Source organism: Pseudomonas sp. QLc11A (assembly GCF_052112305.1).
GTDB lineage: Bacteria > Pseudomonadota > Gammaproteobacteria > Pseudomonadales > Pseudomonadaceae > Aquipseudomonas > Aquipseudomonas laurylsulfatiphila.
Genome location: NZ_JAVAJJ010000003.1, coordinates 223,179 through 248,050, shown reverse-complemented (window position 1 = coordinate 248,050; position 24,872 = coordinate 223,179). Strand labels below are relative to the sequence as shown.

General features: G+C 59.3%; 25 protein-coding genes and 1 riboswitch. Of the genes, 8 read left to right on the top strand and 17 right to left on the bottom strand.

Going from position 1 to position 24,872, the window contains the following annotated elements:
- Positions 1-57: 57 nt before the first annotated feature.
- A riboswitch (cobalamin riboswitch) is annotated at positions 58-290 on the bottom strand.
- Between the two features lie 153 nt (positions 291-443).
- Together Q8X48_RS06580 and Q8X48_RS06575 are read left to right on the top strand one after the other, a co-directional pair.
- A complete protein-coding gene (locus Q8X48_RS06580; RefSeq protein WP_407799486.1) occupies positions 444-1,028 on the top strand; it encodes a hypothetical protein in 585 nt (194 codons plus the stop codon).
- A 66-nt stretch (positions 1,029-1,094) separates the two neighbouring features.
- Positions 1,095-2,408 carry a PQQ-dependent sugar dehydrogenase gene (locus tag Q8X48_RS06575; RefSeq protein WP_407799484.1) on the top strand — a complete coding sequence of 438 codons (1,314 nt, stop codon included), beginning with the start codon at positions 1,095-1,097 and terminating at the stop codon, positions 2,406-2,408.
- A 106-nt stretch (positions 2,409-2,514) separates the two neighbouring features.
- Here the strand turns inward: Q8X48_RS06575 and Q8X48_RS06570 are convergent, their stop codons facing one another.
- From Q8X48_RS06570 to Q8X48_RS06545, 6 genes are all read right to left on the bottom strand, one after another.
- Positions 2,515-3,177 (bottom strand): O-methyltransferase, encoded by a 663-nt coding sequence (locus tag Q8X48_RS06570; protein ID WP_407799483.1) that lies wholly within the window; start codon positions 3,175-3,177, stop codon positions 2,515-2,517.
- A gap of 18 nt (positions 3,178-3,195) precedes the next feature.
- Complete coding sequence (locus Q8X48_RS06565) at positions 3,196-3,732, bottom strand: C40 family peptidase (protein ID WP_046037633.1); 537 nt, start codon at positions 3,730-3,732, stop codon at positions 3,196-3,198.
- A gap of 165 nt (positions 3,733-3,897) precedes the next feature.
- Positions 3,898-4,542 (bottom strand): C40 family peptidase, encoded by a 645-nt coding sequence (locus Q8X48_RS06560; RefSeq protein ID WP_217835947.1) that lies wholly within the window; start codon positions 4,540-4,542, stop codon positions 3,898-3,900.
- Positions 4,543-4,763: 221 nt separating this feature from the next.
- On the bottom strand, positions 4,764-5,468 hold the full coding sequence (gene hda, locus Q8X48_RS06555; RefSeq protein WP_007898944.1) for a DnaA regulatory inactivator Hda: 705 nt from the start codon (positions 5,466-5,468) through the stop codon (positions 4,764-4,766).
- 230 nt (positions 5,469-5,698) lie between these two features.
- Positions 5,699-6,772 carry an AI-2E family transporter gene (locus tag Q8X48_RS06550; protein WP_407799480.1) on the bottom strand — a complete coding sequence of 358 codons (1,074 nt, stop codon included), beginning with the start codon at positions 6,770-6,772 and terminating at the stop codon, positions 5,699-5,701.
- A gap of 36 nt (positions 6,773-6,808) precedes the next feature.
- A complete protein-coding gene (locus Q8X48_RS06545) occupies positions 6,809-7,867 on the bottom strand; it encodes a DUF2066 domain-containing protein (RefSeq protein WP_407799478.1) in 1,059 nt (352 codons plus the stop codon).
- Positions 7,868-8,252: 385 nt separating this feature from the next.
- Between Q8X48_RS06545 and purM the strand changes: the two genes are divergently transcribed.
- From purM to Q8X48_RS06520, 5 genes are all read left to right on the top strand, one after another.
- Positions 8,253-9,311: a phosphoribosylformylglycinamidine cyclo-ligase gene (purM, locus tag Q8X48_RS06540; protein ID WP_217835949.1), complete on the top strand. Its 1,059-nt coding sequence runs from the start codon at positions 8,253-8,255 to the stop codon at positions 9,309-9,311.
- Positions 9,311-9,961 (top strand): phosphoribosylglycinamide formyltransferase, encoded by a 651-nt coding sequence (gene purN / locus Q8X48_RS06535; protein ID WP_407799477.1) that lies wholly within the window; start codon positions 9,311-9,313, stop codon positions 9,959-9,961. Before purM ends, purN begins: the two co-directional genes overlap by 1 nt.
- Before the next feature lie 8 nt (positions 9,962-9,969).
- On the top strand, positions 9,970-10,683 hold the full coding sequence (locus Q8X48_RS06530; RefSeq protein ID WP_407799475.1) for a DUF3108 domain-containing protein: 714 nt from the start codon (positions 9,970-9,972) through the stop codon (positions 10,681-10,683).
- Positions 10,684-11,035: 352 nt separating this feature from the next.
- Positions 11,036-11,452 carry an OsmC family protein gene (locus Q8X48_RS06525; protein WP_407799474.1) on the top strand — a complete coding sequence of 139 codons (417 nt, stop codon included), beginning with the start codon at positions 11,036-11,038 and terminating at the stop codon, positions 11,450-11,452.
- A 62-nt stretch (positions 11,453-11,514) separates the two neighbouring features.
- Positions 11,515-12,375: a pirin family protein gene (locus Q8X48_RS06520; RefSeq protein WP_407799473.1), complete on the top strand. Its 861-nt coding sequence runs from the start codon at positions 11,515-11,517 to the stop codon at positions 12,373-12,375.
- Between the two features lie 147 nt (positions 12,376-12,522).
- On the opposite strand, the gene Q8X48_RS06515 is transcribed toward Q8X48_RS06520, so the two are convergent.
- The 4 genes from Q8X48_RS06515 to Q8X48_RS06500 all read right to left on the bottom strand — a co-directional run bounded on the left by Q8X48_RS06515 (position 12,523) and on the right by Q8X48_RS06500 (position 16,229).
- Positions 12,523-13,251 carry a dienelactone hydrolase family protein gene (locus Q8X48_RS06515; RefSeq protein ID WP_407799472.1) on the bottom strand — a complete coding sequence of 243 codons (729 nt, stop codon included), beginning with the start codon at positions 13,249-13,251 and terminating at the stop codon, positions 12,523-12,525.
- A gap of 66 nt (positions 13,252-13,317) precedes the next feature.
- Positions 13,318-15,222 (bottom strand): molecular chaperone HtpG, encoded by a 1,905-nt coding sequence (gene htpG / locus Q8X48_RS06510; RefSeq protein ID WP_407799471.1) that lies wholly within the window; start codon positions 15,220-15,222, stop codon positions 13,318-13,320.
- 81 nt (positions 15,223-15,303) lie between these two features.
- On the bottom strand, positions 15,304-15,756 hold the full coding sequence (locus tag Q8X48_RS06505; protein WP_407799470.1) for a PaaI family thioesterase: 453 nt from the start codon (positions 15,754-15,756) through the stop codon (positions 15,304-15,306).
- The gene (locus Q8X48_RS06500; RefSeq protein ID WP_126046697.1) at positions 15,753-16,229 is read right to left on the bottom strand and encodes a PaaI family thioesterase; all 477 of its coding nucleotides are present in this window, start codon (positions 16,227-16,229) and stop codon (positions 15,753-15,755) included. Before Q8X48_RS06500 ends, Q8X48_RS06505 begins: the two co-directional genes overlap by 4 nt.
- 159 nt (positions 16,230-16,388) lie before the next feature.
- On the opposite strand from Q8X48_RS06500, the gene Q8X48_RS06495 reads away from it, so the two are divergent.
- Positions 16,389-16,670 carry a hypothetical protein gene (locus Q8X48_RS06495; protein WP_407799469.1) on the top strand — a complete coding sequence of 94 codons (282 nt, stop codon included), beginning with the start codon at positions 16,389-16,391 and terminating at the stop codon, positions 16,668-16,670.
- A 67-nt stretch (positions 16,671-16,737) separates the two neighbouring features.
- Here the strand turns inward: Q8X48_RS06495 and Q8X48_RS06490 are convergent, their stop codons facing one another.
- From Q8X48_RS06490 to odhB, 7 genes are all read right to left on the bottom strand, one after another.
- Complete coding sequence (locus Q8X48_RS06490) at positions 16,738-17,139, bottom strand: MAPEG family protein (RefSeq protein WP_015096183.1); 402 nt, start codon at positions 17,137-17,139, stop codon at positions 16,738-16,740.
- On the bottom strand, positions 17,139-17,876 hold the full coding sequence (locus Q8X48_RS06485; protein WP_015096184.1) for a DUF599 domain-containing protein: 738 nt from the start codon (positions 17,874-17,876) through the stop codon (positions 17,139-17,141). Before Q8X48_RS06485 ends, Q8X48_RS06490 begins: the two co-directional genes overlap by 1 nt.
- 257 nt (positions 17,877-18,133) lie before the next feature.
- Positions 18,134-19,447 carry a branched-chain amino acid transport system II carrier protein gene (gene brnQ / locus Q8X48_RS06480; RefSeq protein ID WP_407799468.1) on the bottom strand — a complete coding sequence of 438 codons (1,314 nt, stop codon included), beginning with the start codon at positions 19,445-19,447 and terminating at the stop codon, positions 18,134-18,136.
- Positions 19,448-19,877: 430 nt separating this feature from the next.
- Entirely contained in the window at positions 19,878-20,759 is an 882-nt protein-coding gene (gene sucD / locus Q8X48_RS06475) for a succinate--CoA ligase subunit alpha (protein ID WP_003223019.1), read from the bottom strand.
- Positions 20,759-21,925: an ADP-forming succinate--CoA ligase subunit beta gene (sucC, locus tag Q8X48_RS06470; RefSeq protein ID WP_003223015.1), complete on the bottom strand. Its 1,167-nt coding sequence runs from the start codon at positions 21,923-21,925 to the stop codon at positions 20,759-20,761. Before sucC ends, sucD begins: the two co-directional genes overlap by 1 nt.
- Positions 21,926-22,106: 181 nt before the next feature.
- Entirely contained in the window at positions 22,107-23,543 is a 1,437-nt protein-coding gene (gene lpdA / locus Q8X48_RS06465) for a dihydrolipoyl dehydrogenase (RefSeq protein ID WP_008017863.1), read from the bottom strand.
- A 98-nt stretch (positions 23,544-23,641) separates the two neighbouring features.
- Positions 23,642-24,862: a 2-oxoglutarate dehydrogenase complex dihydrolipoyllysine-residue succinyltransferase gene (gene odhB / locus Q8X48_RS06460; RefSeq protein WP_007977514.1), complete on the bottom strand. Its 1,221-nt coding sequence runs from the start codon at positions 24,860-24,862 to the stop codon at positions 23,642-23,644.
- Between the last annotated feature and the right edge of the window lie 10 nt (positions 24,863-24,872).

The window sequence follows — 24,872 nt, the reverse complement described above, 5'->3', positions numbered from 1 at the left end:
ATAACGGCGGGCAGGCACAGCAATAGAAGGCAACAAGCCTGGCATCGCCCACCGTGATGCCGCTGGATGAATCAGGCCGGTCTCCGGGCTCATGAGTGGCGCAAAGCCAGACTGTGCGCCTTCCCGCATCGAATCGACACAGTGGCATCAGACACAGTTTTCACTCATTTACCGTTGCGGGGGCAGCGCCGGAATTGCGGTTCCTCGACCAACAGAAGAACTCGCTCACCGGCTTCCCTGTTTCACTCTGTCGACCCAAGTCACAGAGCACCTGAAACAAGCCGCGAAGGTTAGAGGGTTGGGGGTGGAGCGTCAATTAAAGCCGGGAGGCCAGCTGCCGAATAACTGTCGTCAATCAAAAAACTGACGTCAATCTTGTGCCTCGCTCTCAGCAGTGATATCAAAGAGCCACAACCTCACAACACAATAACAAGGGTGAGCCCATGCAAGGCATGATCATCAGCAATCCAAAGCTGGAATTCCTGCGCCCCGTGCTCGAGCGCTGGTTCGAATGCATCGACCGCTACAACGCCATCCGCGGTGATGGCGACACACCCTACTGGCACGACGAAAAAGCCAATCTCGGACTGCTGTCGGCCGCCGCCTGGATGGCCGAGATGGTCACACTGCAACAGGCACCCACCCGCAAGCAGACCGAAGAAGGCGAACGCAACAGCCGCGCCGACCTGTTCCTCGCCTCGCCCGAAACCCGCGCCTACATCCAGACCAGCCAGCGCTGGCCACGGGTCAACAGCCTCAATCTGAGCCAGGCCCTGCTCGACATCGCCAGCGATGCGAAGCGCCTGAGCCACGCCAGCGACCTGAAACTCGGCTGCCTGTTCGTCGCCCCGCAAAAAGCCCAGCAAGGCGCGACACCGGAAGAACTCCAGGACATGGTCGACGACCTGCAAAAGGAACACACCTGCGCAGTCGCCTGGTATTTCCCGTATGCCTACCGCAAGTTGCGCAATGAAGCCGGCAACTATCACCCCGGCATTGCGGTGCTGTTCAAGGAAGCACGTGGCTAGGGGTTGAACCATTGGACGACAACGCGTCTCTATGATTAGAACAAGGCATTCATAGGGAACACCCGTATGCGCACGCCCCCGCTCGTTCTCGTTATCGCGATCTGCGGAGGGCTCGCCGGTTGTAGTGAGACCGCCGGCCTGCAAGTCTCCGACGGCACCGGCCCTTCACCCCAACTGCCGCCCCCCAACAAAACCCTGATCCCGACTGTGAACATCGCCCCGGCCATCGGCTGGCCACAGGGCGCGAAACCCGTCGCCGCCGCGGGCACTCAAGTGGCCGCTTTTGCCGAAAACCTCGATCACCCCCGCTGGCTTTATGTACTGCCCAACGGCGACGTACTGGTGGCGGAAACCAACGCGCCACCCAAACCCGAAGACGGCAAAGGCATTCGCGGCTGGGTCATGAAGCAAGTCATGGGACGCGCCGGGGCCAGGGTGCCCAGCGCGAACCGCATCACCTTGCTGCGCGACAAGGACCACGATGGCGTCGCGGAAACCCGCACGGTGTTTCTGCAAAACCTCAACTCGCCCTTCGGCATGACCCTGGTCGGCAAGGACCTGTATGTGGCCGACACTGATCGCCTGCTGCGCTTTCACTATGAAAGTGGCGATACGCTGATCAAGTCGCCACCGGTCAAAGTGGTCGACCTGCCGGGTGGCCCGCTGAACCACCACTGGACCAAAAACGTCATCGCCAGCAAGGACGGCCGCAAGCTCTACGTCACCGTGGGCTCCAACAGCAACGTCGCGGAAAACGGCATGGACAAGGAAGAAGGTCGCGCAGCGATCTGGGAAGTGGATCGTGCCACCGGCCAGCAGCGGATCTTCGCCTCCGGCCTGCGCAACCCCAACGGCATGGCCTGGGAACCGCACAGTGGCGCGCTGTGGACTGCGGTCAACGAACGGGATGAAATTGGCAGCGACCTGGTCCCGGACTACATCACCTCGGTCAAGGACGGCGCATTCTATGGCTGGCCTTACAGCTATTACGGCCAGCATGTCGATAGCCGCGTCGAGCCGCAAAACCCCGGTCTGGTGGCCAAGGCCATCGCTGCGGACTATGCCGTCGGCCCGCACACGGCATCACTGGGCCTGACCTTCGCTGAAAACAGCAAGCTGCCGCCGCCGTTCACCCAAGGGGCCTTCATCGGCCAGCACGGTTCCTGGAACCGCAACCCCCACAGTGGCTACAAAGTGATTTTCGTGCCGTTCAGCGCTGGTAAACCTGCGGGACAACCGATTGAAGTGCTCAGCGGTTTTCTCAACGAAAAGGAAGAAGCCATGGGTCGCCCGGTGGGCGTGGTGATCGACCGTCAGGGCGATCTGCTGGTGGCTGATGATGTGGGGAACAAGGTGTGGCGGGTGTCGGCAGTCAAGTAAGCCACTTAACCTGTGGGAGCGAGCCTGCTCGCGAAAGCGGTGTATCAGTCACCAAACTTGTCGACTGACCGTGCGCATTCGCGAGCAGGCTCTCTCCCACAAGGGCTTAGCGTTTGCGACAGAGTGTGAGCCCATCACCCAACGGCAACAACGACAGATCCACCCGCACATCGTCCTTCAACGCCAGGTTGAGCGCCTGGATCGCCCGGGTGTCCGCGCTCTCGGGGCTGCTCTCAAGCACGCGCCCGCTCCATAGCGTGTTGTCGAACAGCGCCAGCCCACCGACCCGCAGCAAACGCAGGGCATGTTCCAGATAAGCCGGGTAGTTGGCCTTGTCGGCATCGATGAACACCAGGTCGAACTGCTCGCCCTGAACTTGCCGCTCAAGCTCGCCGAGGGTTTCCAGTGCGGGTGCCAGGCGCAGGTCGATCCGACCGGCGAGTCCCGCTTCCTGCCAATATCGCCGTGCGATGGCGTTGTAGTCGCCGGGGATATCACAGCAAATCAGCGAACCGTCAACCGGCAATGCCGCCGCCATGCACAGCGCGCTGTATCCGGTGAAAGTACCGACTTCGAGCAAGCGTCTGGCGCCTGTCAGCTTTACCAGTAAGGCGAGAAACTGTCCCTGCTCCGGCGCCACCTGCCAGCGCGCCATCGGCAGCGCCTGGGTCTCATCGCGCAAGCGCTTGAGCAGTGGCGTTTCGCGCAGGGAAACATCGAGCAGGTATTGGTACAGCGCGTCGTCGAGATTCAGCGTGCGAGCAGTCATGAGCAGCAGCTCCGGACGTTACGGGTTGCGCGCCAGATGTTCAGGCTGCAGAACACGCTTGGCGCTCAGGTAAGCCTTTTGCCAATAGGCCTTGGACAGGCTGTCGAGCTTCACGGTGCCGCCAGTGGCCGGCGCGTGGACGAAACGCCCTTCTCCCACGTAGATGCCGGCATGACTGACCTGGGAACCGCCATTGGTAGCGAAGAAAAGCAGGTCACCCGTCTGCAGGCCTTCCTTGCCGACATTCGCCGCTTGCATGGAGATCATCTCGCGAGTCGTGCGCGGCAAGGCAATGCCGGTGACATCCCGGTACACGTACGCGATCAGGCCGCTGCAATCAAATCCGGAATCCGGCGTGTTGCCACCCCAGCGATAAGGCGTACCCACCAGGCCGAGCGCGCGAAACAGCACGTCCTCCGCTTCGGGCGAAAACGCTTGTGGGGAACCAAATACGATGGGCGCGCGAACCACCGGCGCAGGAGGCGGTGTGCGGCTGGCGCAGGCACTGAGCAGCGCTGCGAAGAACATGATTGCGAGGCGGGCCGACGTCGTCATAAGCAGAACATCCTGATCTGGCTGCGGCTTTTTCTGCGGGGAGCGCAGAAAAGAAAACCGCCTGCGTAGGACGCAGGCGGTTTGCCATCATTTGTAGATCAAGATTCTAGCGGCTACACGACAAACTTCAAGTAAGACTTTAAGTTCGCCTTACAAAATGTCCGCTTATTTACGTGCAGTGACAATTGGCGACGTGTTAGGTGCCATCGCCAGGGCGCGCTTGGCCTCGATGAAGGTCTTGCTCCAGTAGCTGTCGCCCAGGCTATCGATGCGCACACCACCGCTGCGGCGGCTGCTGGAGTGAATGAACTGGTTGTCGCCCAGGTAGATCCCGGCGTGACTGACGCGACCACGACGACCGTTGGTTGCGAAGAACAGCAGATCGCCCGGCTCAAGCTTGCTGCGCGAGACCAGCGGAGCGTCCACGTTGATCATTTCGCGGGTGGAGCGCGGCAGGTTCATGCCCGCTTCTTCGCGGAACAGGTAGCCGATGAAACCGCTGCAATCGAAGCCGGCTTCAGAAGTGCCGCCGAAACGGTAACGGGTACCGATCAGGGACATGCCGCGTTCGAGGATGCTGTCGGCCAGGACTGGAAGCTGGTAGGACTTGCCGCCAGCGAAGTCTGCGAGTTCTTTTTCGGTAGCCTTCTCTTCTTGGTAAAGAGCTTCCTGAAAGAGAGCGGAAGACTGGGCAGTGGCCGGATTTTGAACCTGCTGTTGCTGCTGCTGGACCACTGGAGTGTGGGCAGCGCAACCGAACAACAGGGTGACGAGTGCGAGAGGCACGAGGGGTGCGAAGCGATTTAGCATGGGCACGACCGTGGCTGAAGTTGTAAAGAAGTCGAGACTATGCCCGCTATCGACCTCATTTGCAAATTCAATCAATCTTTTTGTGACTTATTGGTTTCTCGTTTACATCTAAGCGCTTAAGCCCATTTTAAACATGCACGCGGCCTGCAACCTTGCAGGAAAGCGGGATTTCTGGCGCCTGAAATATGCCGAAACGGCTATAAGCCCCGGTTCCAGCGGGTCTACCAGCCGAGGGTTTCTTTCAAAAACGGGATTGTCAGCTTGCGCTGAGCCTGGAGGGAGGCCTGATCGAGGCGCTCAAGCAGCTCGAACAGTGCACTCATGCTGCGGGTGCCGCGAGTCAGGATGAAATGCCCGACCTCATCGGTCAGGTGCAGTCCGCGACGGGATGCGCGCAATTGCAGGGCACGCAATTTGTCCTCGTCGGACAGTGGGCGCATCTGGAAGATCAAGGCCAGGGTCAGGCGTGACTTGAGGTCCGCAAGCTTCACCGGCAACTCGCGCGGGGATGTCGACGCGGCAATCAGCAGGCGCCGGCCGCTGTCGCGCAGGCGATTGAACAGATGGAACAGCGCCTCTTCCCAGTCCGCCTTGCCGGCAACCGCCTGCAGGTCATCGAGACAGACCAGTTCGTACTGCTCAAGGTTATCGAGAATCTCGATACCGCGATCGAGCAGCTCGGCCAGCGGCAGATACACCGCAGGCTCCCCCAATTGCTCGAAGCGCAGGCAGGCAGCCTGCAACAGGTGCGTACGCCCTACCCCATCCTTGCCCCAAAGATAGATCAGGCTTTCTGTCCAGCCAGCGTCGGCTTCGCATAGCCGCTCGACATAGCCGAGTGCAGCGGCATTGGCGCCTGGGTAGTAGTTGATAAAGGTGGCGTCGTCACGCAGACGCACACCTAGGGGCAGCTGAATCGGTTTCATGCTGACTGAACAGTTCCAAAGGAACCGTTAGTGGCCTCTGTGTAAAGTTTGCGAAGTTTATACCCGTGAAGCGGGCCGCACAATGCGATAGACCACAAGCAAAATCAAAGGTTTGCGTTAACGCACCGGTTTTATGACAGTTTCTTTGGCGGTGCATGTAACAGTCGCGCTGTGTAATCAGGCTGACCCGGCACGAACCCGGGCAGCCCGCCATCGCCCATCGACACCTTTTACCCCTGCGGTTCGTCGACGCCCCCGTAGATATCGGAATCCTTATACAAATCTTGCACATGGCGCACCAGCACCATGATCACCGCGGCGACCGGCAATGCCAGCAGCACACCGGTAAAGCCGAACAGCTCACCCCCGGCCAGAATCGAGAAAATCACCGCCACCGGATGCAGACCAATCCGGTCACCGACCAGCAACGGCGTCAGCACCATACCCTCCAGCGCCTGGCCGACCATGAACACCGCGACAATGCCGAGCATCGGGTATAGATCGCCACCGAACTGGAACAGCCCTGCAATCAGCGCCGCACCGATGCCGATGATAAATCCCATGTACGGCACGATCGCTGCCAGACCGGCAATCAGGCCAATCAGCAAGCCCAGCTCCAGCCCGACCAGCATCAGGCCTGCTGCGTAGATCACCCCCAGGGCCACCATGACCAGCAACTGGCCACGAATGAACGCACCGAGTACTTCATGGCATTCACCCGCCAGCGATACCGCGCGCTCCTCACGATCACGGGGCAGCAGGTTGCGGACCTTGGCCATCATCAGATCCCAATCGCGCAACAGATAGAAGCTCACCACCGGGATCAACACCAGATTCGCCAACCAGCTAATCAACGCCAGCCCCGAGGCAGTGGCATGACTCAGTACCACGCCGACCACATCGGAGGTCTGACTCATATGCTCGCCGATGGCTGCCTTGAGCCGGTCGAACTTCCAGAAGCCCTCCGACAGGCCGAACTTCGATTGCGCCCAGGGCAGCGCCGTGTGCTGCAGCCAGTCAAGCATCTGCGGGGCCAGCTCATACAAACGAAACAGCTGCCGGGCGAGCAACGGCACCAGGACCAACAGCAGCGCGGTGAGGATCAATGTAAACAGGGCAAACACCGCCACTACACCCCAGGTGCGAGACAGTCCCGCCTTCTCCAGTCGATCCACCAGCGGGTCGAACAGATAGGCCAACAGCAGGGCCACCAGGAACGGCGTCAGGATCGGATGCAACAACCAGACAAAAACACAAAGCAGGACCACCCCGCCGAGCCAGAACCAACGCCGCGTATCGGCCATGAACCACTCCATTGCTTCTATATAAAGAGAGAAAAACTACCAGCGAAACCGCAGTTGCGGTGTCGGGGCAGGCGCAGGCGCCGGGGTAGGCACCGCACCACCGGCGGCAGGCTGAACCGGCACTGCCGGAGTCGGTGCCTGAGCCGCCGGCGCTTCCTGCAACCTTGCCAGCGACAGTTGAGCACGCAACTGCTCGACGCTGCCATTGACCCGGTAGACGATCCGGTCGCCGTCAACGCTTTGCACGCGCCCGCCAAATGGCTCCAGCAAGCGCCCAAGGGACGCGTAGTGTTCAAGATTCATACCTTGCACTTCCAGCAATTGCGCACTTGAAGCACCGGGCTTGGCGACAAACCGCGGCGCCAGGCGCTCATTGACCGCCAGCATCACCGCATCAGCCACGGCGGCCTGATCGGCGCCCTGCACGCTGCCTGCCTCTTTTTTATCTCCCAGCCACAATTGCCACTTGGCTTGCCACTGCCCGCCCTCCTCTTTGGCGTGTACCGCGAGCAGGGCGTCGGCGTTGTAGCGTTCCGATGCCGCAAGCAAAGGGCCGGCATCTGCGCCTTCCAGATTCGGTGCGGTCGCGACGATCTGCTCGTTCAGGTCCGCCAATGGCAAGCGCAATGGCAAGCCCCGGTGCTGGGCAGCCCGACGCAGCGGAGCCGCGCTGGCCTGGCCGTCGCCCACCAGGCTTGAACCCTCGGTGGAATCGTTGAGCCACCAGCCGAGGATCGACGGCCGATTGGCCCCCCACATGGCCAGGCCGGCGCGGCGCAAGGCCTGCTCGGTGGTACCCGGGTCGAAATCGACTTTCAGGACTTCCGGCGGACCGGCTTCAAAGCCGTATTGGCTGATGATCTGTTGCGGCTCTTTACGAATGGCCGCCAGCCCCGGATTTTGAGCGGCCTTGGGATCGCCGGTCAGGCGCAACACCAAAGTGTCCAATGCACGTTGAGTCGCCTGCTCACGCTCCTCGGGCGACTGGCCATTCACCGGCTCGCGCACCTGATAAAGGCCTTTGACGGTTTCGGCTTGACTGACCAGGCTGACCACTGACAAACAACTCACAAGCAAGAATTTACAAAAACGCATGGAAGATTCCTGACGACAAGAGCGGCTGGAACAGACCGCATGAAGACGATCGAGCAAGGCTGTGACCATTGCCCGATGCAAAACATTCACACGTTCCGGGTAAGTTTTCGCACTGTCATAACGATAGACGGTTAATCGCGACACCTTATACAGCCAGGCAGGATGCCACCGACACCGTGCATCAACGGTTTTTTTTAACGGATATGGCCCTGCTGTCGGCCTGAGGATGGCCGCTGCGGCTCAAGCCTGATAAAATCGCGCGCCTTCGCAGACCGGCAACAGCCGGGCAGTGTCCGAATAGCGCGCATGGTTCTCGCCTACGCAGCTTCGGCGCTCCCGACGGACTCGGTCGTTACCCAGAAATCCCCCCCTAAAGGCCTGGATCATGAGCAAGCAACCCTCCCTGAGCTACAAGGACGCCGGTGTAGACATCGACGCCGGTGAAGCATTGGTCGAACGCATCAAGAGCGTCGCCAAGCGCACTGCGCGCCCGGAAGTCATGGGCGGCCTGGGCGGTTTCGGCGCCCTCTGCGAAATCCCGGCCGGCTACAAACAGCCTGTGCTGGTTTCCGGTACTGACGGCGTCGGCACCAAGCTGCGCCTGGCATTGAACCTGAACAAGCACGACAGCATCGGCATCGACCTGGTTGCCATGTGCGTCAACGACCTGGTGGTGTGCGGCGCAGAACCACTGTTCTTCCTCGACTACTACGCCACCGGCAAACTGAACGTCGACACCGCTGCCCAGGTTGTTACCGGCATCGGCGCTGGCTGCGAACTGTCGGGCTGCTCGCTGGTTGGCGGTGAAACCGCTGAAATGCCGGGCATGTACGAAGGCGAAGACTACGACCTGGCCGGCTTCTGCGTCGGCGTCGTGGAAAAATCCGAAATCATCGACGGCTCCAAGGTTGCTGCCGGCGACGCCCTGCTCGCCCTGCCGTCTTCCGGCCCGCACTCCAACGGCTACTCGCTGATCCGCAAGATCATCGAAGTGTCCGGCGCCGACATCGAAAACACCCAGCTCGACGGCAAACCACTGACCGACCTGCTGATGGCCCCGACCCGTATCTATGTGAAGCCGCTGCTCAAGCTGATCAAGGAAACCGGCGCGGTCAAAGCCATGGCCCACATCACCGGTGGTGGCCTGCTGGACAACATCCCGCGCGTTCTGCCAAAAGGCGCTCAAGCCGTGGTTGACGTGGCGAGCTGGACCCGTCCGGCCGTGTTCGACTGGCTGCAAGAGAAAGGCAACGTAGAAGAGAACGAAATGCACCGCGTGCTGAACTGCGGCGTCGGCATGGTTATCTGCGTCGCTCAAGAGCACGTTGAAACCGCGCTGAACGTTCTGCGTGAAGCGGGCGAGCAGCCTTGGGTCATCGGCCAGATCTCCACCGCTGCCGAAGGCGCGGCTCAGGTAGAACTGAAAAACCTCAAGGCTCATTGATGTCTCAGACCTGTGATGTGGTGGTGCTGTTGTCCGGCACCGGCAGTAACTTGCAGGCCCTGATCGACAGCACGCGGACCGGCGACAGCCCGGTCCGCATCGCTGCGGTGATTTCCAACCGCGCCGACGCCTACGGCCTGCAACGCGCCAGCGACGCGGGTATCGACACCCGCACCCTGGATCACAAGGCTTTCGAAGGTCGCGAGGCCTTCGATGCCGCGCTGATCGAACTGATCGACGCCTTCAATCCCAAACTCGTGGTACTGGCCGGATTCATGCGCATTCTCAGCGCGGGTTTCGTACGCCACTATCAGGGTCGCCTGCTCAATATCCATCCCTCGCTGCTACCCAAATACAAAGGGTTACACACTCATCAGCGCGCGCTGGAGGCTGGCGACACCGAGCACGGCTGCTCCGTGCACTTCGTCACCGAGGAACTCGATGGCGGACCACTGGTCGTACAAGCTGTAATACCGGTAGAGTTACAGGATTCGCCGCAGAGTCTGGCGCAGCGGGTCCATGTTCAGGAACACCTGATCTACCCGATGGCCGTACGCTGGTTTGCCGAAGGTCGTCTAGCCCTCGGCGAGCAAGGTGCTTTACTGGATGGACAGCTACTCGCGGCCAGCGGCCACTTGATTCGAAACTAGGAGATTTTATGCGTCGCGCCCTGCTCTTCGCTTGCGCTCTGCTCGCTATGCCCTTCGCTCAGGCGGCAGAACTTCAACCCTTCTCCGCCAGCTACACCGCCGACTGGAAACAGCTCCCCATGAGCGGCACTGCCGAGCGCAGCCTCGAAAAAACCAGCGACGGCAAATGGAAACTGAGTTTCAAGGCATCGATGATGATTGCCAGCATATCCGAGGAAAGCACCCTGACCCTGGACAAGGACACGCTGCTTCCGGAGTCGTACCACTTTGAACGTGGCGGCCTGGGCAAGGCCAAGAAATCCGACCTGGATTTCGACTGGAACACCAAGATGATCACCGGCACCGACCGCGGTGACGCCGTCAAGCTCCCCCTCAACCGCGGCATGCTCGACAAGTCCACCTACCAGTTGGCTTTGCAACATGATGTCGCTGCCGGCAAAAAGACCATGAGCTATCAAGTGGTCGATGGCGGTGAAGTCGACACCTATGACTTCCGCGTGCTGGGCCCGGAAAAAGTCGACACCAAGGCCGGTCAGATCGATGCGATCAAGGTTGAGCGCGTGCGCGACCCGACGCAGAGCAAACGCATCACCGTGATGTGGTTCGCCAAGGACTGGGATTACCTGCTGGTCCGCCTGCAACAAGTCGAAACCGACGGAAAGGAGTACAACATCATGCTCCTGGACGGCAAGGTCAACGGCAAGACTGTCAAAGGCAGCTAATCCGGATCGACACGAAAAGCCCCGCCATCGCGGGGCTTTTTTTTTGAGGTCCACCGCCAACCGCGACAGCTCCTGACTCGCCGCACTGGTCTGATTCGCTCCGGCCGAGCTCTGTCGACAGCACCGTCTGATGCACTTGTTCGCAACGGTATTGGGCAATGCGGTCGGACTCGCGCGAAGCTTGCGACGTTGCTGCGCCATGGCTGCATGCAAAACACCATCACTGCTACGGTAACGATTCAGCGAAAAGCCCCACCTGTACAAGAAAACCGGAACGCACATCCGGCACCATGCTCTATACCTTCAAGGTCTTTTTGATCGAATAAATATCCTGTTGCTTGCGAGGTTTCCCATGACTGTCACCGTCAACACCGTTTCTGCCGAAGGCTTTCGCCACAGCGTACAAATCGATGACCATGAACTCTTCGCCGACGTGCCCGTCACGGCGGGCGGTGAAGGCAGCGCGCCGGAACCGCACGACTATTTCGATGCCGCGCTCGGCGCCTGCAAAGCCCTGACCCTCAAGCTCTATGCGAAGAAGAAAGACATCCCGTTGACCGGTGTCGGCGTCGAGGTCAAGCGCGACAACAGCCTGGAACAGAAAGGCCAATACAAGCTGCACGTCAAACTGACCCTCAAGGGCGCACTCAGCGACGCCCAACGCGACGAGCTGCAGCGCGTGGCCGATCGCTGCCCGATCCACAAGCTGATGACCACGTCTGAAGTCAGCATCGAAACGCATTTGTCCGAAGGCGCCTTCAGCCAATAGCGGCAAGGGCTGCGCAAGCGGGTTATGCTCGAACGCATCACCCGCCCAGCCTGGAACGCACCATGAACACTCCGCTCGTGATCCGCCCCCGCACCGAAGACGTCGAAGGTCAGCCGATCCTGCGTCCACTGCCATCCGCCAAGTGCCGCAGCGTCGGGCCATTCGTGTTTTTCGATCACATGCTGGAAACCCGTTATCCGCCGGGCAAAGGCATGAATATCCGCCAGCACCCGCACATCGGCCTGTCCACCCTGACCTATTTGTTCCAGGGGAAAATCCAGCACAAGGACAGCCTGGGTTCCGATCAGGTTGTTGATACCGGTGATGTCAGCTGGATGACGGCCGGCAGCGCCATTGCCCACGTCGAACGCACGCCCGAAGCTCTCAAGGAGAGCGGCTTCACGATGCACGGTTTGCAGATCTGGCTGGCATCGCCCAAGGAAAAAGAACAGGGGCCGGGGCATTACAGCCACCATCCGGCGTCCACCTTGCCAGTCAGCGAAAACCTGGGGGTGAAGATCCGCATGATTGCCGGGTCGGGCTTTTGCCTGGAGTCACCGGTGCCGGTGCTTTCTCCTACGTTGTACGCGGAACTGCACCTGCAAACGGCGACGACATTGCTGATTCCCACCGAGCATGAAGAACGTGCGCTGTATGTGTTGAGCGGCGAGATGCAACTGGATGGCGAGCTGATAGAACCGCACTCGCTGTTGGTACTGCCTGCCGGAGAAGAGTTGACCCTGTTTGCTGAAAGCGACAGTCACGCCGTGTTGTTTGGCGGCGCGCCGCTGGACGGGCCACGGCGGATCAACTGGAATTTTGTCGCGAGCGATCCGGCGGCGATTGATGAAGCGCGCCGGCGCTGGGCGGCCGGGGACTGGCCGACGGTGCCGGGGGAAAATGAGAGGATCGAATTGCCTTAAAGTTTTCGGCGCCAGTTACACCGCCATCGCGGGCAAGCCCGCTCCCACAGTTGATCGTGTCGATCACAAAAATTGCAAACAACGCAGGTTCCTGTGGGAGCGGGCTTGCCCGCGAAGGGGCCGGCACTCACACCGACCCAATCATGGTCAGCCCCTGAACACTTCATCCAGCAAGTTATGCATCGACGTGAACGCCCGAGCGGCGATCTTCGCGTCATACATCATCATCCCCGGCACATTCGCATGCGGATCGGTGAACGAGTGAAATGCACCGCCGTAGCTCAGCAACTGCCAGTCCACACCGGCCGCGTTCATTTCATCTTCGAACGCCGGCAACTGCTCCTTCGGCACCAGTGGATCGGAGGCACCGTGCAGGACCAGGACCTTACCCTTGATGTTTTTCGCGTCGGCCGGATTCGGTGTGTCCAGCGTGCCGTGGAAGGATACCGCGGCCTTCACCGGCGCACCGGTACGGGCAAACTCCAGGGCACAGCAGCCGCCGAAACAGAAACCGTAGGTCGCCAGCTTCGACGTATCGACTGCCGCCTCGCCCTGGCTCTGCAACTGCTCGAACGCCACCTGCATGCGCTTGCGCAGTAACCCACGGTCATTCTTCAACGGCATCATTGCCGCCCCGGCTTCGTCATTGTTCGACGGACGAACCGATTGCCCGTAAAGGTCGGCGATCAGCACCACGTAGCCCTTGGCCGCCACGGACCTGGCGATCTCCTCGGCACCGGCGCTGACGCCCATCCAGTTCGGCGCCATCAGCAATCCCGGACGTGGGCCTTTATGGTTGGCATCGAAGGCCAGACGGCTTTCGTAGGCCTGGCCATCAATCTGATAGGCAACGGAACGTACAGTGATTTGGCTCATTTCTGACTCCTGATTGTTGAACACCAGAATGAAAAAACCCGCCGAAGCGGGTTTTCTGCAGCACGGTTAAGCCGATAGCTCGACCAACAGTTTGTTCAGACGGCGCACATAGGCCGCCGGATCTTTCAAGCTGTCGCCGGCCGCCAGGGCCGCCTGATCGAAGAGGATGTGCGACAGATCACCGAAGCGCTCGTCGCTCTGCTCGTTGTCGAGCTTCTCGATCAGCGGGTGAGCCGGGTTGAATTCGAAGATCGGCTTCGAATCCGGAACCTTCTGCCCGCTGGCCTCCAGAATCTGGCGCATCTGCAGGCCCAGGTCCTGCTCACCGATGGCCAGGATCGCCGGCGAATCGGTCAGGCGATGGGACACCCGAACTTCCGCAACGGATTCGCCCAGCGCGGTTTTCAGACGCTCAACCAGACCTTCTTTGGACTTCGCGACTTCTTCCGCGGCCTTCTTGTCCTCTTCCGAGTCCAGGTTGCCGAGGTCCAGGTCACCGCGCGCCACGTCGACGAAGCTCTTGCCGTCGAAGTCGCTGAGGTAGCTCATCAGCCATTCGTCGATGCGGTCGGTCAACAGCAGCACTTCGATGCCTTTCTTGCGGAAGACTTCCAGGTGCGGGCTGTTCTTGACCTGTGCGTAGGTTTCGCCGGTCAGGTAGTAGATCTTGTCCTGACCTTCCTTGGCGCGCGCCAGGTACTCGGCCAGACCGACAACCTGCTCGCCATCGTCGCCGTGGGTCGATGCGAAACGCAGCAGACCGGCGATTTTTTCCTTGTTGGCGAAATCTTCTGCCGGGCCTTCTTTCATGACCTGACCGAAGTTTTTCCAGAAGCCCTTGTATTGCTCAGGCTCGTTCTTCGCCAGTTTTTCCAGCATGTCTAGTACGCGCTTGGTCAGCGCCGACTTCATGGAGTCGATGATCGGGTCTTTCTGCAGGATTTCCCGCGACACGTTCAGCGACAGGTCGTTGGAGTCGACCACACCCTTGATGAAGCGCAGGTACAACGGCAGGAAGGACTCGGCCTGATCCATGACGAACACGCGCTGCACGTACAGCTTCAGGCCTTTTGGCGCTTCACGCTGGTACAGGTCGAACGGAGCACGGGTCGGCACGTATAACAGCGAGCTGTATTCCAGCTTGCCTTCGACCTTGTTGTGGCTCCAGCTCAGCGGGTTTTCGAAATCGTGAGCGATGTGCTTGTAGAACTCCTGGTATTCCTCGTCCTTGATCTCGGTACGCGGACGGGTCCACAGAGCGCTGGCGCGGTTGACGGTTTCCCATTCAACGGCAGGCTTCTCTTCGCCTTCGGCGGCTGCCACTTCTTTGGGCAACTCGATCGGCAAGGCGATGTGGTCGGAGTATTTCTTGATGATGTTGCGCAGGCGCCAGCCATCGGCGAACTCGTCTTCACCGGATTTCAGGTGCAGGACGATGCGAGTGCCGCGCTCAGCCTTGTCGATTGTCGCGACTTCGAAGTCACCTTCGCCCTTGGACGACCAGTGCACGCCTTCGCTGGCAGCGCTGCCGGCACGACGGCTGTACACATCGACCTTGTCGGCGACGATGAAGGCGGAGTAGAAACCGACACCGAACTGGCCGATCAGGTGCGAGTCTTTCTTCTGGTCGCCGGTCAGGTGCTTCATGAAATCGGCGGTGCCGGACTTGGCGATGGTACCCAGGTGGGTGATCGCATCTTCGCGGCTCATGCCGATACCGTTGTCTTCGAGAGTGACGGTTTTAGCGTCCTTGTCGAAGCTCACGCGGATTTTCAGTTCGGCGCCGCCTTCCAGCAGCTCTGGCTTGGCCAGGGCTTCGAAACGTAATTTGTCGACAGCGTCAGAGGCGTTCGAGATCAATTCGCGAAGGAAAATTTCCTTGTTGGAATACAGCGAATGGATCATGAGATGCAGCAGCTGCTTCACCTCGGTCTGGAAGCCCAGGGTTTCCTTTTGAGTTTCCACACTCATGGTCATCAAACTCCAATCAGATGGCATAAGCCGCGACCTTGAGGGTCAGCGGCGGGTTGTCATCAGAGTTTGGGGCTGAGTTCAGGATTTCAAGGGCTCTTCGAGTTTGAAATGTGCACGGGCCGTGGCGATGGGTTCGCCCTCAGTGCTTTGCCAGGCGGTAATCGCCACGTTGGCAACCCGCCGCCCCTGGCGGCAAACCTGGCATCGGGCCCAGGTGTCGCGAAACTGCCCGGCTCGCAGGTAATCCAGGGAGAAGTCGATGATCTTCGGCACCCCGGGCGATCCGGTAAACACCAGCAGGTGCAGCGCCGCCGCCAATTCCATGAACCCGGCGATCACACCGCCATGAATCGCCGGCAGCAATGGGTTACCGATGTTGTCCTTGCTCGCCGGCAGCTTGAACAGCAGCTCATCGCCCACCCGTGAACATTCGACGCCGATCAGCCGGGCATAGGGAATCAAACCCAGCAGCGAGGCGTAATCGCCCTGCTCATGGGCCTTTTGCAATTGATCCTTCAACGAGTCGCTCATTGCGCACCTCCGGCAACCGCGCCACCAAAGCCCTTGGTGCCTTTAATGTTCTTGCCCATGCGCATGAATGTGCCCATCACATGGGCAATGGGTTGCCCGGGATCATCCTGATAGGCGAAGCCACGGGCAAAAATTACGTCGGTGGTGACCCGGTAGCACTGGGCGAAGCCATAGACGTCCTTGTGCGGTTCAGCGGCGTGCATGTAGTCGATGCGCAGGTCGAGGGTCGGACAGACTTCGAACTCCGGGAGCACACAGAGCGTCGCCATGCCACAGGCCGTGTCCATCAGCGAGGTCAGTGCCCCGCCATGAATCACGCCGGTTTCGGGATTACCAACGATCTGTGGGCTGTACGGCAGCACGATCGTCAGTCCTTCGCTGCTGGCGCTGTGAACGCTTAGTCCAAGTACCTGACAATGTCGCAGCGCCGACAAAAAGCGCTTCGCTCGCTCAAAAACGGGGTTCTCAGCCATTTGATAAACACTCTTGTTTACGTTCGTGCAATGCGGTGGCAGTCGGGGTAAAAGTTCCGCATTAGAACAAAACTTATATATCTGAAAGAATTAAGGAACTTAACCCTGATGTGTGAGCTCTTAATGCCAGTACATGCTTTTCATCAGGAGAAACACCCCATGCGTAAGACTTTAGCTATTGCCTTGATGTTGACCGCTTCCCTCGGTCTCGCTGCCTGCGATAAAAAATCCGAGGACAAAGCTCAAGAAGCTAACAAACATGCTGAGCAAGCTCAGCAAGACATGAGCAAAGCTCAGGATAAAGTGAACGACGCCGCGAAAGAAAACGCCGAAGCTGCCAAAGCTCAGGCTGAATCGAACGCGGAAGCGGCAAAAGAGGCTGCTCCGGCCACTCCAGCCGCTCCAGCCGCTCCAGCCGCTCCGGAAGCGCCTAAGAACTAATCCGGTTTTTAGCGTGATAAAAGAAAACCCGCCAAGTGCGGGTTTTCTTTTGCCTTCAAAAAAATGCTTAGAGCAAAATCGTTCGAAAAGTCGGACTAATCATCAGCAACAGCGAGCAGATTAATCCCACCAGCCAGACCAGGCTGCGTTGCCAGGCAAGGTCCTTCCAGTAACACACCAGATAAATAACCCGAGTGATCACAAAGATGATCGCGAGCAAATCGATGAGCCAGCCTGCCGTCTGCGTTGTATGCGCCATCAGCACACCCACCGCAAACAATATGAAGGCTTCAAAACTATTCTGATGCGCCGCCAGCGCACGGGCACCAAAACCTGTGAGTTGGCCCTGCTGCTGGCGCGGCAGGTGATTGTTGTAACCGCCCTGCTCTTTCATGGCCTTGGTCACAGGCATACGCGCCACGTAAATCAGCACGGCACTGATAAACACACACCAGAACGGAACACTCATCAAGCAGCCTCTTTGATCACCTCGGGCGATGGCGCCTCTGTAGGGGTATAGACCATCACGTCGAGAACGTCGGAATGAAACTCGCGACGGTACAACACAAATACCACGCCGGCACTCATCAACATGAACAACCAGGGGCTGACAAACCAGGCCAGCATGGTCATGCCGAAGTAGTAGGAACGCAGCCCGAAGTTGAACTGGTTGGCGGCCATGGAGATGACGCGGGCCGCACGGGAAGCAAACGCCTTGCGCTCTTGCTCCGACACAAGACGCTCGCCGACCATTGGCGCCGACCCCACCAGTACCGCCGCAAAGTTGTACTGGCGCATGCACCAGCTGAACGTGAAGAACGCATAGACAAACACCAGCGCCAGGCACAGCAACTTGATTTCCGACATGCCCTGGGACGCCTGTTGCACCATCGGGATATCCGCCAGCAACGATACCGCCCTTTCCGAAGCCCCCAGCACCGTGAGAATACCGGCCAGGATAATCAACGTACTGGAGGCGAAGAACGAAGCGTTGCGTTCCAGGTTGCCGATCACGCTGGCATCGGCGATGCGGTTGTCGCGCAGCAGCATGCGGCGCATCCAGTCTTCACGATAGAGGTGCAGCACACTGGCCAGGCACGCAGTGTCACGGCCTTTCCAGGTGGCATAGCGGGTGTACCCGCCCCAGCAGATGACGAACCAGATGGCGGCAAGGATGTGGATCAGGTTGGCTTGGATGAACGACATGCAGGTCCTTGTGATGTAGTGGCGGAACACCGTCCCCCTGTAGGAGCGAGCTTGCTCGCGAAGGTCGCGAACCATGGCGCGTGTTACCTGGATAAACGCGTCGCTCTCAGGTTCTTCGCGAGCAAGCTCGCTCCTACAAGTGGATTGCGCAGTCTTTCGACGTTAGCGCAGAAGAAAAGACACCGCATCCCCCCATAAAAAAATGCCCCGTATCGATTGATACGGGGCATTTCTGTTTTGTGACGGGCCGGTAAAGCTTAAGCCAGCGCTTCTTCGCGCTTGCCCAGCAGACGGTCGCAGACAACGGCAACCACCAGCGTCATCACCGAAGGCACCAGCCAGGCCAGGCCCTGCTCGCTCAGCGGCAGGTGGGCCATTTGCGTCGGCATCCAGTCCGCCAGGCCTGCCCCCTTGAGGGCGTCGATCAGGCCGAAGAGGAACGACACCAGCATGACCGGGCCGAGAATACGACCCTGCTCATGCCAGAAGTCCTTGCAGAAGCTCAACGCCACCAGAACGATGCACGGTGGGTAGATCGCGGTGAGCACCGGGATCGAGAACGCAATCAGCTTGGTCAGGCCCAGGTTGGACACCAGCAGCGAGAACACCGCGAGGATGACCACCAGTGTCTTGTAGGACAGCGGCAGCACTCGGCTGAAGTACTCGGCGCAGGCACAGGTCAGGCCGACCGCGGTCACCAGGCACGCCAGGGAAATCAGCACGGCCAGGAAACCACTGCCCAGCGAACCGAAGGTGTGCTGCACGTAAGCGTGCAGCACCGCCGCGCCATTGGTAGCACCAGCGGCCACTTCATGGCTGCCCGAACCGAGACGGAACAGGCTGACGTAAACCAGCGCCAGGCCGACGCCGGCGATCAGGCCGGCGATGATCGCATAACGGGTGATCAGTGCTGGCGACTCGACGCCGCGGGAACGGATGGCGTTGACGATGACGATGCCGAACACCAGGGCGCCCAGGGTATCCATGGTCAGGTAACCATTGATGAAACCTTGGGAAAACGGCGCCGCCACGTATTCAGGCGTGGCCTGGCCAATGTCTCCGGCCGGCAGGGCGAATGCTGCAATGCCCAGCACGGCCAGGGCGATGATCTTCAGCGGAGCGAGGAAGCGCCCTACGGTATCCAGCAAACGGCCTGGGTACAGCGAAATGAAGAACACCAGCAGGAAGTAAACCGAGCTGTACAGGAACAATGCCAGCGGGCTCTCGCCGGTCAGCGGTGCCAGGCCCACTTCGAAGGATACCGTCGCGGTACGTGGCGTCGCGAAGAGCGGGCCAACAGCGAGGTAGCAGGCCGCTGCCAACAGGCCACCGGCGACTTTACCGATCGGGCTGCTCAAGGCATCCATTGCGCCGCCGACCTTCGCCAGCGCCACAACGGTGATCACCGGCAGACCAACGGCCGTGACCAGGAAACCCAGCGCCGCCATCCAGACATTGGGCCCGGACTGCAAACCGACGATAGGTGGGAAGATGATGTTGCCAGCCCCGACGAACAGGGCAAACGTCATAAAACCAAGTGCCAGGATGTCCTGGCCTTTCAACACTTTCATTAAGGAAATACCACACTACTGAATCGGAATTTAGAGAGGGATTTCCCTATGGGTGAGGGAAATGCTGTCAGTCCGTATAAGACCGACCCTTTTAGCGCGTTGGTGCCTTGTGGGCCGCAGACGCAAAAATGGCGCGTAGCCTAACGAATTTGGACCAGAAACGCACTGTTAGAGGGCGAACTATCCGATCTACGACATTTTCGTGTCGCGTTTATGCATGTAAATGGTTGGTGCTTGTAAGTCCGTCATCGCGAGCAAGCTCGCTCCCACAGGGATTTGTAGTGGTCATGCAATCTGATCCATACCGCAAAAACTGTGGGAGCGAGCTTGCTCGCGATGAGGCCCAGCCAAACAACGCATAAACCCCGGAAACGACAAAGGCCACCCGAAGGTGGCCTTTGTTTGGTGAAGCGTCAGCCAAGCACGAGGCTTACTTGACAGCCCAACCGGTCAGCTCGGCCAGGGCCTTGCCGATGTCTGCCAACGAACGCACGGTTTTAACGCCTGCGTCTTGCAGAGCAGCGAATTTCTCGTCTGCAGTGCCTTTGCCGCCAGAGATGATTGCGCCAGCATGGCCCATGCGCTTGCCCGGAGGAGCAGTCACACCAGCGATGTAGGAAACAACCGGCTTGGTCACGTGTGCCTTGATGTAGGCAGCCGCTTCTTCTTCAGCCGAACCGCCGATCTCACCGATCATCACGATCGCTTCGGTCTTCGGGTCTTCCTGGAACAGCTTCAGGATGTCGATGAAGTTCGAACCCGGGATCGGGTCACCACCGATGCCGACGCAAGTCGACTGACCGAAACCGGCGTCAGTAGTCTGCTTCACAGCTTCGTAGGTCAGGGTGCCGGAACGGGAAACGATACCGACCTTGCCTGGCAAGTGAATGTGACCTGGCATGATGCCGATCTTGCATTCGCCTGGAGTGATCACGCCTGGGCAGTTAGGGCCGATCAGGGTAACACCCAGCTCGTCGCACTTAACTTTAGCGTCCAGCATGTCCAGGGTAGGAATGCCTTCGGTGATGCAGACGATCAGCTTGATGCCGCCGAAAGCAGCTTCCAGGATCGAGTCCTTGCAGAAAGGAGCCGGAACGTAGATCACGCTGGCGGTGGCGCCAGTGGCAGCTACGGCGTCTTTCACGGTGTTGAACACTGGCAGACCCAGGTGCTCGGTGCCGCCTTTGCCTGGAGTTACACCACCAACCATCTTGGTGCCGTACTCGATGGCTTGCTGGGTGTGGAAACTACCTTGCGAACCGGTAATACCCTGGCAGATAACTTTGGTGTCTTTATTGATCAGGACGCTCATTATTTGCCCTCCGCAGCTTTGACAACTTGTTGAGCAGCGTCGGTCAGGCTGGTAGCAGCGATGATGTTCAAACCGCTTTCTGCCAGTACTTTAGCGCCCAGCTCAGCGTTGTTGCCTTCAAGGCGAACAACAACCGGGATTTTCACGCCGACTTCTTTCACCGCGCCGATGATGCCTTCGGCAATCATGTCGCAACGAACGATGCCGCCGAAGATGTTGACCAGTACTGCAGCGACGTTAGTGTCGGACAGGATGATCTTGAACGCTTCGGTAACGCGTTCCTTGGTAGCACCGCCGCCCACGTCGAGGAAGTTGGCTGGCTTGCCGCCATGCAGGTTGACGATGTCCATGGTACCCATGGCCAGGCCAGCACCGTTGACCATGCAACCGATGTTGCCTTCCAGTGCTACGTAGTTCAGTTCGAACTTGGCAGCGTGCGCTTCGCGCGGATCGTCTTGCGACGGATCGTGGAAAGTCTTCAGCTTAGGCTGACGGTACATGGCGTTGGCGTCGATGTTGATCTTGGCGTCCAGGCAGTGCAGATCGCCGTCAGCCTTGATCACCAGCGGGTTCACTTCCAGCAGGGCCAGATCGTGATCCTGGAACAGTTTGGCCAGACCTACGAAGATCTTGGCGAACTGGGCAACTTGCTTGCCTTCCAGACCCAGCTGGAAAGCCAGTTCGCGACCCTGGAATGGCTGAGCGCCAACCAGTGGATCGATAGTGGCCTTCAGAATTTTTTCTGGAGTGTCGTGAGCGATTTTCTCGATGTCCACGCCACCTTCGGTGGAAGCCATGAACACGATGCGACGGCTCGAACGGTCAACGACAGCGCCCAGGTACAGCTCTTTAGCGATATCAGTGCACGATTCAACCAGGATCTTGGTGACTGGCTGACCATTGGCGTCAGTCTGGTAAGTCACCAGACGCTTGCCCAGCCACTGCTGTGCGAAGGCTTTGGCGTCTTCTTTGTTGCGAACCAGCTTTACGCCGCCCGCTTTACCGCGACCACCGGCGTGGACCTGGGCTTTGACAACCCACTCGCTGCCGCCGATTTTGTCGCAAGCTTCTGCTGCTGCTTCCGGGGTGTCTACCGCGTAACCGGTGGATACTGGCAGGCCGTACTCAGCGAACAGCTGCTTACCCTGATACTCGTGAAGATTCATGCTTATTACCGTCTTCGTTAGGTACTGCGCATTCGGTGCTGCACTCATTCGAGTGCCGCACCACCTGTGACTGCTGCTTGCATAGCTGAGCTATGCAAGACTGCGTCCAGCGGATATTCCGCGGTGAGTCTTGCATGCAAGGCTCACGACGGGCCAAACCGCCGTGGTTTCTTATTATCTCTTAACGCTTCTTGCGGTTGGCGATGTGGATGGCGCCGCCATTCACTGCCAAAGCAGCTTCGTGCAAGGCTTCAGACAGGGTCGGATGGGAGAAAACCATCATGCCCAGGTCTTCAGCGCTGGTGCCGAATTCCATACCGATCGCGCCCTGCTGAACCAGTTCGGCAGCGCTTGGGCCAATCACGTGGACGCCCAGTACGCGGTCTGTCTTGGCATCTGCGATGACCTTGACGAAACCACCGGTGTCGTTGGCAGCCATGGCACGGCCGGAGGCTGCGAACGGGAAGGTGCCGACGTTAACTTCAACGCCTTCGGCTTTCAAGGCCTGCTCGGTTTTACCAACCCACGCGATTTCCGGGTGAGTATAAATAACCGACGGGATCAAATCATAGTTCATCTGGGCCTTGTGGCCCTTGATGCGCTCGACAACCATGATGCCTTCTTCGGACGCCTTGTGCGCCAGCATCATGCCGCGAACCACGTCGCCAATAGCGTAAACGCCCGGTACGGTGGTGGCGCAGTGATCGTCAACGTGCACGAAACCACGCTCGTCCAGGGTCACGCCGCAGTCGGCAGCCAACAGATCAGTGGTCACCGGACGGCGACCAACGGCTACGATCAGCTTGTCGAAAGTGATGTTCTGTTCGCCGTTGGCATCGGTGTAGTTCACCACGACTTCGTCGCCGTTCACTTTGGAACCGGTGACGCGAGCGCCCAGCTTGATGTCCAGACCTTGCTTGGTCAGGGTTTTCAGCGCTTCCTTGGAAACAGCGGTATCAGCTGCCATCAGGAAGGTGTCCAGGGCTTCCAGGACAGTCACTTGCGCACCCAGGCGCGACCAGACCGAACCCAGTTCCAGACCGATCACGCCAGCGCCGATCACGCCCAGACGTTTTGGAACGGATTGGAATTCCAGGGCGCCGGTGGAGTCGACGATCACATTCTGGTCAACCGGAGCTGGCGGAATGTCGATCGGACGCGAACCTGGTGCCAGGATGACGTTTTCGGCTTCGATGATTTCTACCGAGCCATCAGGCTTGGTGACTTCGACTTTCTTGCCGGCCAGCAGCTTGCCGTGACCCTGGATGGAGGTCACACCGTTGGCTTTGAACAGGGTCGCAACGCCGGAGGTCAGGCCTTTGACGATGTTGGCTTTACGGCCGACCATCGCTGGCACGTCCATGGTCACGCCAGCGTGATTGATACCGTGGATCGCGAAACCGTCCTGGGCTTCGTGGAATTTCCACGAGCTGTCCAGCAGGGCCTTGGATGGAATGCAGCCGACGTTCAGGCAAGTACCGCCCAGAGCCAGTTTGCCTTCCTTGTCGGTGTACTTCTCGATGCAGGCAGTGGAGAGACCCAACTGCGCGGCCTTGATGGCAGCGACGTAACCGCCAGGGCCCGCACCGATCACTACTACGTCAAATTTCTGCGACATTCAAAAAATCCTCTTTAGCGAAAAGCTTCAAGCCGCGAGCGGCAAGCCAGGCTGCGGGTTTTCCGACAGCACGGGCTTGCAGCTCATGGCTGCTTCTATCAGATATCCAGCAACAGACGAGCCGGATCTTCCAGCAGGTTCTTGATGGTCACCAGGAAGGTCACAGCTTCTTTGCCATCGATCAGACGGTGATCGTAGGACAGCGCCAGGTACATCATCGGACGGATAACGACCTGACCGTTGATGGCCATAGGACGCTGGATGATGTTGTGCATGCCCAGGATGGCGGCTTGTGGCGGGTTGACGATCGGGGTCGACATCATCGAACCGAAAGTACCGCCGTTGGTGATGGTGAACGTACCACCGGTCATTTCGTCCATCGACAGTTTGCCGTCGCGGGCTTTCTTGCCGAAGGTGGCGATGCCGCCTTCGATTTCAGCCAGGCTCATCAGTTCGGCGTTACGCAGAACCGGTACAACCAGGCCGCGATCGCTGGAAACTGCAACGCCGACGTCAGCGTAGCCGTGGTAAACGATGTCACCGCCGTCGATCGAGGCGTTGACAGCCGGGAAGCGCTTCAGTGCTTCGGTAGCCGCTTTCACGAAGAAGGACATGAAGCCCAGGCGCACGCCGTTGTGGGACTTCTCGAACAGGTCCTTGTACTTCGAACGCAGCGCCATGACTTCGGTCATGTCGACTTCGTTGAAAGTGGTCAGCATCGCCATGTTCGACTGGGCTTCAACCAGACGCTTGGCCACGGTGGCGCGAACGCGGGTCATCGGTACGCGCTTCTCGATGCGGTCGCCAGCAGCGAACACAGGAGCAGCGGCAGCCGGAGCAGCAGCCTTGGCAGGTGCGGCAGCAGGAGCGGCTTTCTTGGCTTCGACAGCGGCAACCACGTCTTCCTTGGTGACACGGCCATCTTTGCCGGTGCCTTTGACGGAAGCCAGATTGATGCCGTTCTCTTCGGCCAGCTTGCGAGCGGCTGGAGCGGCGATAGCGTCTTCGTCAGCGCCGGCAGCCGGAGCTGCGGCAGCAGCGGCCGGAGCAGCAGCGGCAGCCGGAGCAGCGGCAGCAGCGCCGCCTTCAACGATGGAGCCCAGGACTTCGTCGGACAGAACGGTGTCGCCTTCGTTCTTGACGATAGCGCCCAGCACGCCGTCAGCAGTAGCCAGCACTTCCAGCACGACTTTGTCGGTTTCGATGTCGACGATCAGTTCGTCGCGCTTGACCGCATCGCCCGGTTGTTTGTGCCAGGTGGCAACGGTGCCATCGGCAACCGATTCCGGGAAAGTGGGGGCTTTGATCTCGATAGCCATTGTCTGTGGT

What these genes read in the sequence shown, in the direction of transcription:
- Q8X48_RS06580 (WP_407799486.1), top strand. Translation starts at nt 444, where the DNA reads ATGCAAGGCATGATCATCAGCAATCCAAAGCTGGAATTCCTGCGCCCC.
- Q8X48_RS06575 (WP_407799484.1), top strand. Translation starts at nt 1,095, where the DNA reads ATGCGCACGCCCCCGCTCGTTCTCGTTATCGCGATCTGCGGAGGGCTC.
- Q8X48_RS06570 (WP_407799483.1), bottom strand. Translation starts at nt 3,177, where the DNA reads ATGACTGCTCGCACGCTGAATCTCGACGACGCGCTGTACCAATACCTG.
- Q8X48_RS06565 (WP_046037633.1), bottom strand. Translation starts at nt 3,732, where the DNA reads ATGACGACGTCGGCCCGCCTCGCAATCATGTTCTTCGCAGCGCTGCTC.
- Q8X48_RS06560 (WP_217835947.1), bottom strand. Translation starts at nt 4,542, where the DNA reads ATGCTAAATCGCTTCGCACCCCTCGTGCCTCTCGCACTCGTCACCCTG.
- hda (WP_007898944.1), bottom strand. Translation starts at nt 5,468, where the DNA reads ATGAAACCGATTCAGCTGCCCCTAGGTGTGCGTCTGCGTGACGACGCC.
- Q8X48_RS06550 (WP_407799480.1), bottom strand. Translation starts at nt 6,772, where the DNA reads ATGGCCGATACGCGGCGTTGGTTCTGGCTCGGCGGGGTGGTCCTGCTT.
- Q8X48_RS06545 (WP_407799478.1), bottom strand. Translation starts at nt 7,867, where the DNA reads ATGCGTTTTTGTAAATTCTTGCTTGTGAGTTGTTTGTCAGTGGTCAGC.
- purM (WP_217835949.1), top strand. Translation starts at nt 8,253, where the DNA reads ATGAGCAAGCAACCCTCCCTGAGCTACAAGGACGCCGGTGTAGACATC.
- purN (WP_407799477.1), top strand. Translation starts at nt 9,311, where the DNA reads ATGTCTCAGACCTGTGATGTGGTGGTGCTGTTGTCCGGCACCGGCAGT.
- Q8X48_RS06530 (WP_407799475.1), top strand. Translation starts at nt 9,970, where the DNA reads ATGCGTCGCGCCCTGCTCTTCGCTTGCGCTCTGCTCGCTATGCCCTTC.
- Q8X48_RS06525 (WP_407799474.1), top strand. Translation starts at nt 11,036, where the DNA reads ATGACTGTCACCGTCAACACCGTTTCTGCCGAAGGCTTTCGCCACAGC.
- Q8X48_RS06520 (WP_407799473.1), top strand. Translation starts at nt 11,515, where the DNA reads ATGAACACTCCGCTCGTGATCCGCCCCCGCACCGAAGACGTCGAAGGT.
- Q8X48_RS06515 (WP_407799472.1), bottom strand. Translation starts at nt 13,251, where the DNA reads ATGAGCCAAATCACTGTACGTTCCGTTGCCTATCAGATTGATGGCCAG.
- htpG (WP_407799471.1), bottom strand. Translation starts at nt 15,222, where the DNA reads ATGAGTGTGGAAACTCAAAAGGAAACCCTGGGCTTCCAGACCGAGGTG.
- Q8X48_RS06505 (WP_407799470.1), bottom strand. Translation starts at nt 15,756, where the DNA reads ATGAGCGACTCGTTGAAGGATCAATTGCAAAAGGCCCATGAGCAGGGC.
- Q8X48_RS06500 (WP_126046697.1), bottom strand. Translation starts at nt 16,229, where the DNA reads ATGGCTGAGAACCCCGTTTTTGAGCGAGCGAAGCGCTTTTTGTCGGCG.
- Q8X48_RS06495 (WP_407799469.1), top strand. Translation starts at nt 16,389, where the DNA reads ATGCGTAAGACTTTAGCTATTGCCTTGATGTTGACCGCTTCCCTCGGT.
- Q8X48_RS06490 (WP_015096183.1), bottom strand. Translation starts at nt 17,139, where the DNA reads ATGAGTGTTCCGTTCTGGTGTGTGTTTATCAGTGCCGTGCTGATTTAC.
- Q8X48_RS06485 (WP_015096184.1), bottom strand. Translation starts at nt 17,876, where the DNA reads ATGTCGTTCATCCAAGCCAACCTGATCCACATCCTTGCCGCCATCTGG.
- brnQ (WP_407799468.1), bottom strand. Translation starts at nt 19,447, where the DNA reads ATGAAAGTGTTGAAAGGCCAGGACATCCTGGCACTTGGTTTTATGACG.
- sucD (WP_003223019.1), bottom strand. Translation starts at nt 20,759, where the DNA reads ATGAGCGTCCTGATCAATAAAGACACCAAAGTTATCTGCCAGGGTATT.
- sucC (WP_003223015.1), bottom strand. Translation starts at nt 21,925, where the DNA reads ATGAATCTTCACGAGTATCAGGGTAAGCAGCTGTTCGCTGAGTACGGC.
- lpdA (WP_008017863.1), bottom strand. Translation starts at nt 23,543, where the DNA reads ATGTCGCAGAAATTTGACGTAGTAGTGATCGGTGCGGGCCCTGGCGGT.
- odhB (WP_007977514.1), bottom strand. Translation starts at nt 24,862, where the DNA reads ATGGCTATCGAGATCAAAGCCCCCACTTTCCCGGAATCGGTTGCCGAT.